This window comes from Nocardioides sp. NPDC047086 (assembly GCF_040643685.1).
In the GTDB taxonomy this organism is placed as follows: Bacteria; Actinomycetota; Actinomycetes; order Propionibacteriales; family Nocardioidaceae; genus Nocardioides.
The window spans coordinates 188865-198595 of the sequence record NZ_JBEYUV010000003.1 but is presented as its reverse complement, the minus strand read 5'-3'; the positions used below and the strand labels follow the sequence as shown (position 1 = coordinate 198595).

The 9731-nt window shown below is 69.9% G+C and carries 12 protein-coding genes; 7 read left to right on the top strand and 5 right to left on the bottom strand.

Going from position 1 to position 9731, the window contains the following annotated elements; translation table 11 throughout:
* The first annotated feature begins 173 nt into the window (after positions 1-173).
* The gene (locus ABZ796_RS04165) at positions 174-1058 is read left to right on the top strand and encodes a LysR family transcriptional regulator (RefSeq protein WP_357334834.1); all 885 of its coding nucleotides are present in this window, start codon (positions 174-176) and stop codon (positions 1056-1058) included.
* A 137-nt stretch (positions 1059-1195) separates the two neighbouring features.
* On the opposite strand, the gene ABZ796_RS04160 is transcribed toward ABZ796_RS04165, so the two are convergent.
* Positions 1196-2140 carry an AraC family transcriptional regulator gene (locus tag ABZ796_RS04160; RefSeq protein WP_357334832.1) on the bottom strand — a complete coding sequence of 315 codons (945 nt, stop codon included), beginning with the start codon at positions 2138-2140 and terminating at the stop codon, positions 1196-1198.
* A gap of 191 nt (positions 2141-2331) precedes the next feature.
* Here ABZ796_RS04160 and ABZ796_RS04155 point away from each other — a divergent pair, with 191 nt between their 5' ends.
* Both ABZ796_RS04155 and ABZ796_RS04150 read left to right on the top strand, forming a co-directional pair.
* The gene (locus tag ABZ796_RS04155) at positions 2332-2907 is read left to right on the top strand and encodes a flavin reductase family protein (RefSeq protein ID WP_357334830.1); all 576 of its coding nucleotides are present in this window, start codon (positions 2332-2334) and stop codon (positions 2905-2907) included.
* Positions 2908-2926: 19 nt separating this feature from the next.
* Positions 2927-4510: a 4-hydroxyphenylacetate 3-hydroxylase N-terminal domain-containing protein gene (locus ABZ796_RS04150; protein WP_357334828.1), complete on the top strand. Its 1584-nt coding sequence runs from the start codon at positions 2927-2929 to the stop codon at positions 4508-4510.
* Between the two features lie 46 nt (positions 4511-4556).
* On the opposite strand, the gene ABZ796_RS04145 is transcribed toward ABZ796_RS04150, so the two are convergent.
* Positions 4557-4892: a hypothetical protein gene (locus ABZ796_RS04145; RefSeq protein WP_357334827.1), complete on the bottom strand. Its 336-nt coding sequence runs from the start codon at positions 4890-4892 to the stop codon at positions 4557-4559.
* 57 nt (positions 4893-4949) lie between these two features.
* Here ABZ796_RS04145 and ABZ796_RS04140 point away from each other — a divergent pair, with 57 nt between their 5' ends.
* The 3 genes from ABZ796_RS04140 (at position 4950) to ABZ796_RS04130 (ending at position 6780) form a co-directional block, all read left to right on the top strand.
* On the top strand, positions 4950-5408 hold the full coding sequence (locus ABZ796_RS04140; protein WP_357334825.1) for a MarR family transcriptional regulator: 459 nt from the start codon (positions 4950-4952) through the stop codon (positions 5406-5408).
* 297 nt (positions 5409-5705) lie between these two features.
* Complete coding sequence (locus tag ABZ796_RS04135; protein ID WP_357334824.1) at positions 5706-6158, top strand: SDR family oxidoreductase; 453 nt, start codon at positions 5706-5708, stop codon at positions 6156-6158.
* Between the two features lie 19 nt (positions 6159-6177).
* The gene (locus tag ABZ796_RS04130; protein ID WP_357334822.1) at positions 6178-6780 is read left to right on the top strand and encodes a class I SAM-dependent methyltransferase; all 603 of its coding nucleotides are present in this window, start codon (positions 6178-6180) and stop codon (positions 6778-6780) included.
* A 19-nt stretch (positions 6781-6799) separates the two neighbouring features.
* Here the strand turns inward: ABZ796_RS04130 and ABZ796_RS04125 are convergent, their stop codons facing one another.
* Positions 6800-7147, bottom strand: coding sequence for a metalloregulator ArsR/SmtB family transcription factor (locus ABZ796_RS04125; protein ID WP_357334821.1), 348 nt, complete (start codon positions 7145-7147; stop codon positions 6800-6802).
* An 89-nt stretch (positions 7148-7236) separates the two neighbouring features.
* Here ABZ796_RS04125 and ABZ796_RS04120 point away from each other — a divergent pair, with 89 nt between their 5' ends.
* On the top strand, positions 7237-8553 hold the full coding sequence (locus ABZ796_RS04120) for an NAD(P)-binding domain-containing protein (RefSeq protein ID WP_357334820.1): 1317 nt from the start codon (positions 7237-7239) through the stop codon (positions 8551-8553).
* Here ABZ796_RS04120 and ABZ796_RS04115 read toward each other — a convergent pair.
* Both ABZ796_RS04115 and ABZ796_RS04110 read right to left on the bottom strand, forming a co-directional pair.
* The gene (locus ABZ796_RS04115) at positions 8543-8980 is read right to left on the bottom strand and encodes an arsenate reductase ArsC (RefSeq protein WP_357334819.1); all 438 of its coding nucleotides are present in this window, start codon (positions 8978-8980) and stop codon (positions 8543-8545) included. The two genes, ABZ796_RS04120 and ABZ796_RS04115, sit on opposite strands and share 11 nt — an antisense overlap.
* A 41-nt stretch (positions 8981-9021) precedes the next feature.
* Positions 9022-9693: an ArsR family transcriptional regulator gene (locus ABZ796_RS04110; RefSeq protein ID WP_357334818.1), complete on the bottom strand. Its 672-nt coding sequence runs from the start codon at positions 9691-9693 to the stop codon at positions 9022-9024.
* Positions 9694-9731 lie beyond the last annotated feature (38 nt).

Sequence of the window (9731 nt, the reverse complement as noted above, 5' to 3'; positions counted from 1 at the left end):
ACACCCCCGCCCCCCGGGCCGACCCGCCCCCCCCCTCTCGGGTGCCGACCCCGGGGGCGGGGGTGCCGTCCGCGGGGTGGGGGTTGTTGGCATTGCTGTGCCAACTCGCCCGACGTACGTGACGCCTCGGCAGGGTTATCACGGGCGGACTGAGACTCTGCGAGTATGAGTGCATGGAGCTGCGCCATCTTCGCTACTTCGTCGCGGTCGCCGAGGAGCGCCACTTCGGGCGGGCGGCGCAGCGGCTCCACATGGCGCAGCCGCCGCTGTCGCAGCAGATCCGCCAGCTCGAGGCCGAGCTTGGGCTGACCCTGCTCACCAGGACGACGCGACGGGTCGACCTGACCCCGGCGGGGGCTGCGTACCTGGAACGCGCGCGGGAGATCCTCGGTGCGGTGGACGCCGCTGCCCATGAGGCCGCCAGCATCGCCTCGGGACGGCGCGGGCGCCTGCTGATCGGGTGTGTCGGGTCGGCGACGTACTCGCTGCTTCCGGCCCTGGCGCGCACGCTGCGCGCCGAGCTGCCCGAGGTGGAGTTCGGGTTCCGGGGCGAGATGCTCTCGCCGGACCAGGCCGCGGCACTCGCCGACGGCACCCTCGACCTCGGCCTGCTCCGCCCCCTGCCCGACTCTTCCGGCCTCTCGATCACCCACCTGCGCCAGGAGAACCTGCTGGTGGCGATGCCGAAAGACCACCGGTTCGCCGCCCGTCGCCGCGTACGCATCCCCGAGCTCGACGGCGAGGGCCTCGTCATCCATGCCGGCAGCGGCCGCTCGGCGATGAACGCGATGATCCAGCACCTCTTCGAGGAGGCCGGGATCAGCACCCGTATCGCCCACGAGGTCGCCGAGACCTCCACCCTGGTCACCTTCGTGGCCGCCGGCCTCGGGGTCGCCATCGTCCCCGAGCCGACCGCCGCCCTCGCCGTCCCCGGCGTCGTCTACGTCCCCCTCGCCGGCACCCCCGGCGTCGAGCTCGTCGCCGCCACCCGCGCCGGCGACGAGAGCCCGCTGCTCACCCGCGCTCTGGCCATCCTGGCGAGCCTCAGCGCCGACTAGCCGAGTCGGCTCATCCTGACGAGAAATGATGCCGAGTCGGCTCATCCTGACGAGAAATGATGCCGAGTCGGCGCGTCATGACGAGCCGACTCGGCGCAAATCTCGGTCAAGACGAGCCGACTCGGCGGGAATTTCGGTCAGCGGCAGCGCAGGGTCTGCGAGGGAGCGACGCCGTATGTCTGGCGGTAGGCGGCGGCGAAGCGGCCGAGGTGGGTGAAGCCCCAGCGGTAGGCGACCTCGGCGACGGTGTCGCCGCGGCTGGCGATGAGATCGGCGTGGACGCGCTCGAGGCGGATCTCCTGCAGCCTCTGGGTCGGGGTGCGGCCGAGGTAGCGCTGAAAGCCCTGCTGGAGGCGGCGGATGCCGACGTCGGCCTCGCGGGCCAGGTCGGAGACGGTCCACTCCCTGGCCGGGTCGGCCTCCATCGCCTCCACGACGCGGGAGACGATGCGAGGCTGGACGGAGCCGACGGCGGGCTCCTCGGGGAAGCAGGCCGCGACGAAGGCCGCGGTCAAGGTGCCGGCCAGCCGGTGGCGCACACGCTCGTCGCCGACCAGTGCCGGGTTGCGCATGGCCTCGGTGCCGAGCGAGGCCAGCAGGCCGATCCAGGCGCGGGCGCCGTCAGCGCGCAGGTCGAGCTGGGCGGGCAGCCGGTCGGTGTGGAGCCCGACCAGGGCGGCCACCTCCTCGACCAGGTAGTCGCGGTCCACACGCATCCCGACGATCGAGCAGTCGGCCGACCACCTGGTCATCCTGGTCGGACGGTCGGGGGGACACACGGTCGCCTGACCGTCGAGGGAGAGCACGTGGGCGCCGCCGACGTTGGCCTCCAGCACCCCACTGCGCGGGACGTTGACCGCCCAAGCGCCCGGGTGGTCGGACTCGACCGACACCTCCGCGCCCCAGCCGATCCGGGTAAGCCGGACCGGGCCGAGATCGACCGAGCGCAGCTCCGCCGGACAGGCCGGACGGCCGCGCATGGTCAGGGCATGCGGGAAGTAAGCCTGGGAGACCTCGTCGGAGAAGGTCTCCATGTCGCCGGACGCGCCCGACGACGCAGCGAGAATGCCCGGCCCGCTCATCTACCACCTCCTTAGTGACGTCCTTCACGTTAACAGCGCATCGGCCTCCAGCAGAGAGCGTACGAAAACCTGGTGCGCAATCCGGACAACGCCTTCGCACAGCGGATCGAGGTTCGGGCGATCCCGTTCTAGCGTCTTCCTCCGACGTGACCGCCGCCACACGACCCGCGGCCTGATGAAGGAGGAGCTCCATGGACCCACGCACCCTGCGGTCGACCTTCGGCCGCTTCGCGACCGGTGTCACCGTGATCACCTGCCGCACCCCCGACGGCGCCCACCACGGCGCCACGGTGACGGCCTTCACCCCGATCTCGCTCGACCCGCCGCTGGTACAGGTCGCCATGACACGTACGTCCAAGGCGGCCGCCTACCTCGAAGGCGCCGCCTTCGCGGTCAACGTCCTCGCCGCCGACCAGAGCGATGTCGCGATGCACTTCGCCGGCCGTCCTGGCAGCGACCCGCTCCCCTGGCGCGAGGGCTCGACGGCACCACGCCTCGGCGGGACGGCCGCGACGCTGGTGTGCCGCCCGTGGCGTACCGACGACGGCGGGGACCACCTGCTGTTCCTCGGTGAGGTCGTCGAGGTGATCACCACCGACCGCAAGCCGCTGCTCTTCCACGACAGCGCCTTCCACCACATCGGCAACCCGTCCTCGGAGGTGGTCTGGCTCGGCTGCCAGGACGACCCCAGCACCGGCTGGTTCGACGCGACCGCGTCGTTCACCGCCATCGAGGCTCCCGCCATCCCACGATCCACCCACTACTGATCCGACCAAGGAGAGAACCATGACCGACACCCTCGCCCCGGAGTTCCAGTCCGACGGCCCGCCGACCGTCAACCCCGCCGCCGACTCCCCCGCCAACCAGCAGACCAACTTCGCCTCCCGTCCGATGACCGGGGACGAGTACATCGAGAGCCTGCGTGACGGCCGCGAGATCTACCTGCACGGCGAGCGGGTCAAGGACGTCACCACGCACCCGGCCTTCCGCAACCCGGTGCGGATGACCGCGCGTCTCTACGACGCACTGCACACCGGCCCGCACGTCGACGAGCTCACCGTGCCGACCGACACCGGCAACGGCGGCGTCACGATGCCGTTCTTCAAGACCCCGACCTCCTCGGCCGACCTGCTCAAGGAGCGCGACGCGATCGCGCGCTGGTCCCGGATGACGTACGGCTGGATGGGCCGCTCCCCCGACTACAAGGCCAGCTTCCTCGGCACCCTGCACGCCAACAAGGAGCTGTACACCCCGTTCCAGGCCAATGCCGAGCGCTGGTATCGCGAGTCCCAGGAGAAAGTCCTCTACTGGAACCACGCGATCATCAACCCGCCGGTCGACCGCCAGCTGCCTCCGGATGAGGTCGGCGACGTCTACATGAAGGTCGAGAAGGAGACCGACGCCGGGCTGATCGTCTCCGGCGCGAAGGTCGTGGCGACCGGCAGCGCGATCACCAACTACAACTTCATCGCCCACTACGGCCTGCCGATCCGCAAGAAGCAGTTCGCGCTGATCTGCACCGTGCCGATGGACGCCCCCGGCATCAAGCTGATCTGCCGCTCCTCCTACACCGAGCAGGCGGCCAAGAACGGCGAGCCGTTCGACTACCCGCTCTCGAGCCGGATGGACGAGAACGACACCATCTTCATCTTCGACAAGGTGCTGGTGCCCTGGGAGAACGTCTTCATGTACGGCGACGTCGACCGGATCAACACGTTCTTCCCGCAGTCGGGGTTCCTGCCGCGCTTCACCTTCCAGGGCTGCACGCGCCTGGCGGTCAAGCTCGACTTCATCGCCGGCCTGCTGATGAAGGCGCTCGACGCCACCGGCTCGGGTGACTTCCGCGGCGTCCAGACGCGCGTGGGTGAGGTCATCGGCTGGCGCAACCTGTTCTGGTCGCTGACCGAGTCGATGGCCCGGGACCCCGAGCCGTGGGTCGGCGACGCGGTCATCCCGAAGCTGGAGTACGGCCTGACGTACCGGATGTTCATGATCCACGGCTACCCGCGGGTCAAGGAGATCATCGAGCAGGACGTCGCCTCCGGGCTGATCTACCTGCCCTCGGGCGCCGCCGACTTCAAGAGCCCCGAGGTGCGGCCATACCTGGACAAGTACGTCCGTGGCTCCAACGGCATCACCGCCGTCGACCGGGTCAAGGTCATGAAGGCGCTGTGGGACTCGATCGGCTCCGAGTTCGGCGGCCGTCACGAGCTCTACGAGCGCAACTACTCCGGCAACCACGAGAACGTGAAGGCCGAGCTCCTCTTCGCCGCCCAGAACCGCGGCGGGGTGGACGCGATGAAGGGCCTCGCCGACGAGTTCCTGTCCGAGTACGACCTCGACGGCTGGACCGTGCCGGACCTGTTCTGACCTGCACCTCCCCCTGCTGAGGACGGCGCCATCCCAGGCGCCGTCCTCAGCGCAGGATGAGCCAGAGGCCCACGAGGGAGGGCACGATCCCGAGAATCAGCCACGGCGTGAACGGACTGCGCCGGTGGATGAGGAAACCGCCGGCCAGACCCAGCAGCCCGAAGCCCGCCGCGATGACGCACAGCCCAACCCGTGAGCTCTGGTAGACCGGGTCGATCGCCACCGCCCCGATGACCAGCCCCACCACCAGGTGGGCGACGGTGAAGACGACGAGAACCGACGCGACCCACTGCTTCACATGGGTGAGCGACTTGTCATTGACGGGCCGGATCGGGTTGTCCGGATCCATCAGGTGTCGCGGTCGTCGCGGTTGCTCGTTCACAACACCATATTTACCAGGCGAACTGTTTGCGCACAAACTATTGGTACGCTAACTGACATGTCGACGAAGAAGGACCCGCTCGCGGAGATCGAGAACCCGCTGGCGCTCGACCAGCAAGTCTGCTTCGGTCTGGCCGTCGCCGCTCGCAGCGTCATCGCCCTCTATCGCCCGCTGCTCGAGCCGCTGGGCCTCACCCACCCGCAGTATCTGGTCATGCTGGCCCTGTGGGAGGAGGAGTCGCTGCGCGTCTCCGAGCTCGGCCGGAAGGTCCAGCTCGACCCCGGCACCCTCTCCCCGCTGCTCAAGCGCCTCGAGGCCCAGGACTACGTCCGGCGCGAGCGCAACAAGCTCGACGAGCGCTCGCTCGCCGTCGTGCTCACCGACCGCGGACGTGCCCTGCGTGACGACGCCGAGAAGATCCCGCCCGCGATCGTCGAGCGCCTCGACATGAGCGTCGAGGACCTCATGGACCTCCACCGCCGACTGCTGGAGGTCATCGCGGCAGCGACCCGATGACCACACCGGAAGGCATAGATCACCTATGCATCTGGAAGATGGTCACCTCTCGCCAGCGTTATTTGAATGTTGGATCAAATGACGCCCGGACCCCGGCCCGGACAGGAGCGAAGAGAGAGTGATGACGTTCGAGAACAAGGTCGCGCTGGTCACGTGGCGGTAGCGGGCTCGGGGAGGCGATCTCGAAGGAGCTCGCCGGGCTGGGCGCCAAGGTCGTGGTCGCAGACATCAACCTCGAGGGCGCGACCCGGCAACAACGCCGGGATCGGCGAGCCTCCGGCGCCGGTCGGCGAGCTGGTGCCCAGCGACTGGGACCGCGTCATCGGCATCGACCTCTCCGGGGTCGCCTACGGCCTGCGCTACCAGATCCCCGAGCTGCTCAAGACCGGCGCCGGCGAGTCCGCGATCGTGAACATGGCCTCCATCCACGGCGAGGTCGCCACCCTCGGCAACCCGGCCTACACCGCCGCGAAGCACGGGGTCATCGGCCTCACCAAGAACGCCGCCGCCGAGTACGGCCCGGCCGGACTGCGGATCAACACAGTCGGCCCCGGCTACATCGAGACCCCGGCCGCCCAGGCCGTCTCCGCCATCGAGGGCGCCCACGAGGCCCTCGTCGCCAAGCACCCGCTGGGCCGCCTCGGCCGCCCCGAGGAGATCGCCACCGTCGTACGTTTCCTGCTCTCCGAGGACGCCTCGTTCGTCACCGGTGCGTACTGGAAGATCGACGGCGGCTACACCACCGTCTGAGGCGCGGCAGAATCGGTGCATGAGCATCCGCGATCCAGCTGCCCACTGGGACGCCGTCTATGCGACCAAGGCGGTCGACGAGGTGAGCTGGTACGAACCGGCCCCGGCGACCTCCCGCAGGCTCATCACCCTGGCCGCACCCTCGGGGCGAGTGATCGACGTCGGCGCGGGCGCGTCGAGCCTCGCCGATGTCCTGGCATCGGCGGGCTACGACGTGACCGTGCTGGACGTGTCCGCCAACGCCGTCGCACAGGCCCGGGACCGGCTGGGCGAGCAGGCGACGTACGTCGTGGCCGACATCCTGACCTGGGCGCCCACCGGCGCCTATGAGGTGTGGCACGATCGCGCGGTCTTCCACTTCCTCACCGACCCGGGCGACCAGGCTCGTTACGTGGACCTGGCGACCGCGGCCGTCCGCCCCGGGGGCGGACTGGTGATCGGCACCTTCGCCCCCGAAGGTCCCGATTCCTGCTCGGGCCTGCCCGTCGCACGTCACGACGCCGACTCGATCGCACGGCTGTTCACGGAGGCCTTCACCATGGAGCACTCGGAAACGGAGCCGCACATGACTCCACAGGGAGGGCTGCAATCGTTCACCTGGGCCGTGCTGCGGCGCAGCTAGAACGGCGCCCGGACCCGCCTCAGCGGGAAACCAGCGCGCCCGCGAGCGAGTCGAGGGCGCCGGGGACGATGGAGAAGTAGGCCCACCGGCCGCGCTGCTCACGGGCGACCAGCCCGGCCTCGACGAGCAGCTTCATGTGGTGGGAGACCGTTGGCTGGGACAGCCCGACCGGCTCGGTCAGGTCACAGACGCACGCCTCCTGGCCCTCGGAGGCCGCGATGATCGAGAGCAGCTTGACCCGGTTCGGGTCGCCGAGCGCCTTGAACGTCCGCGCCAGCGCCTCGGCCTGGTCGTCGTCGAGAACGCCCGCGGTCACCGGTGAGCAGCACGCGCCGGCGGCGGACGGAAGCACGGGGAGAACGGTCATGGCGAGGAGTCTACCGAATCGTATTGACGAACGTCGATGGGTCGCCTAGGGTCGCCGACATATCGACGTTCTTGAATCTGAGGAGCATCATGAGCGACCTTCCTGTTGCCGTCATCGGCGCCGGCCCCCAGGGCCTCGCGGCCGCCGCCCATCTCCTCGAGCGCGGCCTCACCCCGCTGGTGCTCGAGCAAGGGAGCGAACCCGCCGCCGCCGTCGCCGAGTGGGGCCACGTACGCCTCTTCTCGGCCTGGCCCGAGCTAGTCGACAAGGCCGCGGCGCGGCTCCTGGAGCCGACCGGCTGGGCACCGCCCACGCAGGGGTACCCGACCGGTGCCCAGTGGCGCGAGCACTACCTCGTCCCGCTGGCCGAGGCGCTCGGCGACCACGTGCGCTACGGCGCCACGGTGACCGGGGTCTCCCGCAAGGGCCGTGACCGCCTGGTCGACGCCGACCGCGCCGAGCAGCCGTTCGTCCTCCACGTGACCGGCGCCAACGGCACCGAGGCGCGCCTCGAGGCGCGGGCCGTCATCGACGCCTCCGGGACCTGGCGCCGGCCCAACCCGGCCGGTGCCGACGGGCTCCCGGCCCTCGGGGAGCGGGCCTCCCACGCCGCGGGCACGCTCGGCTACGCCGTTCCGGACCGTGCTCACCCCGAGGCGTACGCCGGCCGGCACACGGTCGTGATCGGCGCGGGCGACTCCGCCTTCAACGCCGTCAACGAGCTCACCGCCATCGCCCGGGACCACCCGGGAACGAGGATCACCTGGGCGATCCGGCGCGTGGTCTCGACGAACACCTTCGGCGGTGGCGAGGCCGACGAGCTCCCGGAGCGGGGCGCCCTCGGCGTACGCGCGAAGAAGGCGGTGCAGGACGGATCGGTCGAGCTGGTGACCGGGTTCCGCACGGAGCGGGTCGCCGGCGGCACGGTGATCACCGAGGACGGCCGCGTGATCGAGGCCGACCAGGTGGTCGTCCTGACCGGCTACCGTCCCGACCTCGGCTTCCTGAGCGAGATGCGTCTCGATCTCGACCCGACGCTGGAGGCGCCGCGCGACATCGCAGTCCAGATCGACCCCAACATCCACTCCTGCGGCTCGGTCAGCGCGACCGGCGCCAAGGACCTCGCCCAGCCCGAGCCCGACCTCTACCTGGTCGGGATGAAGTCCTACGGCCGAGCGCCGACGTTCCTGGCGATGACCGGCTACGAGCAGGTACGCAGCGTGGTGGCCGAGCTCTCCGGGGACCACGACGCGGCCGCCCGGGTGGAGCTCGAGCTCCCCGACACCGGCGTCTGCGGCGGGGCGGGCTCGTTCGACGACCCCGAAGCCACCCAGGGCGGCTGCTGCGGGACCACTGCGCCGAGCGAGGAGCTGTTCACGATCGGCCGCGGGTCCCTCACGCCCTGATCGGGGTCACGCCGATCTCGTCGAGGAGCTGGAGCACGCGCTGCTCGATCTCGTCCCGGATGCCGCGTACGTGCTCGATGTCGCCACCCTTCGGGTCGGTGACCTTCCAGTCCTCGTACCGCTTGCCCGGGTAGAACGGGCAGGAGTCACCACAGCCCATCGTGATGACCACGTCGGCGCTGCGGACGACCTCGTCGGTCCAGGGCTTGGGGAACTCCGCGGCGATGTCGATCCCGAGCTCGGCCATGACCTCGACGGCGACCGGGTTGATCGCGGCGGCCGGCGCCGAGCCTCCGGACCAGCCGATCGCCCGGTCGCCGGCGTGGTGCCGGAAGAAGCCGAGCGCCATCTGGGAGCGGCCGGCGTTCTCGATACAGAGGAAGAGGACGGCCGGCCTGTGGTCGGCCGGCGATCGATCAGCGTTCAACGAAGCTTCTCCTGGGGTGGGGGATGTGAGGGAGTGCGGGGTCAGGAGTCGAAGCAGGATGCGAGGGCACGGACCCGGCGCTCGAGCTCGAGGTAGGCGGCGTCGAAGGCCTCGGGGCCCTTGTCCACGGGGTCGGGGATCGACCAGTGCAGCTCGCCGGGGACCTTCGGCGTCTCGTGGGCGCGGTCGCACACGGTGATCACCAGATCGCCGGGATCCAGCACCTCGTCCATCTGAGCCGGCTCGACGATCGGGAGGTCCAGGTCATGGCGGGCGGCGGCGTCGACCGTCCCCGGATTGATGCGGTCGGCAGGATGGGTGCCGGCCGAGGCGGCAGGGATCGCACTCACCTGGCGCCACAGCGCCGCGGCCAGATGGGACCGCGCCGAGTTGCCCGTGCAGACGAACAGGACACGCCTGGGCACCGCCACGGGGGACGCGGTGCCCAGGCTCTCGAGCGTGTCCTGCTCGAGGTGCAGGTACGTGCGCCTCCGGTCGCCCTCGGAATGGTGACGGGACACGACGCCTGCGCTCACCAGCGCCTGGACGTGGTGGGCAAACAAGTTCGACGGGACGTTCAGCATCCCGGCGAGCTCTGTGGGGGAGGCATCACTTGTCTGGAGGCTGTCGACGATGCGCAGCCGCACCGGATCGCCGAGCGCCGCATGAACCTTGGCCCGACGTTCCAACCCGGCCTGTCTTTCAACCTCCATTGACTCAATATTGACTGAGTAATCGTGCCACGTCAACA

What these genes read in the sequence shown, in the direction of transcription:
- ABZ796_RS04110 (WP_357334818.1), bottom strand. Translation starts at nt 9,693, where the DNA reads ATGGAGGTTGAAAGACAGGCCGGGTTGGAACGTCGGGCCAAGGTTCAT.
- ABZ796_RS04150 (WP_357334828.1), top strand. Translation starts at nt 2,927, where the DNA reads ATGACCGACACCCTCGCCCCGGAGTTCCAGTCCGACGGCCCGCCGACC.
- ABZ796_RS04165 (WP_357334834.1), top strand. Translation starts at nt 174, where the DNA reads ATGGAGCTGCGCCATCTTCGCTACTTCGTCGCGGTCGCCGAGGAGCGC.
- ABZ796_RS04130 (WP_357334822.1), top strand. Translation starts at nt 6,178, where the DNA reads ATGAGCATCCGCGATCCAGCTGCCCACTGGGACGCCGTCTATGCGACC.
- ABZ796_RS04140 (WP_357334825.1), top strand. Translation starts at nt 4,950, where the DNA reads ATGTCGACGAAGAAGGACCCGCTCGCGGAGATCGAGAACCCGCTGGCG.
- ABZ796_RS04155 (WP_357334830.1), top strand. Translation starts at nt 2,332, where the DNA reads ATGGACCCACGCACCCTGCGGTCGACCTTCGGCCGCTTCGCGACCGGT.
- ABZ796_RS04125 (WP_357334821.1), bottom strand. Translation starts at nt 7,147, where the DNA reads ATGACCGTTCTCCCCGTGCTTCCGTCCGCCGCCGGCGCGTGCTGCTCA.
- ABZ796_RS04120 (WP_357334820.1), top strand. Translation starts at nt 7,237, where the DNA reads ATGAGCGACCTTCCTGTTGCCGTCATCGGCGCCGGCCCCCAGGGCCTC.
- ABZ796_RS04160 (WP_357334832.1), bottom strand. Translation starts at nt 2,140, where the DNA reads ATGAGCGGGCCGGGCATTCTCGCTGCGTCGTCGGGCGCGTCCGGCGAC.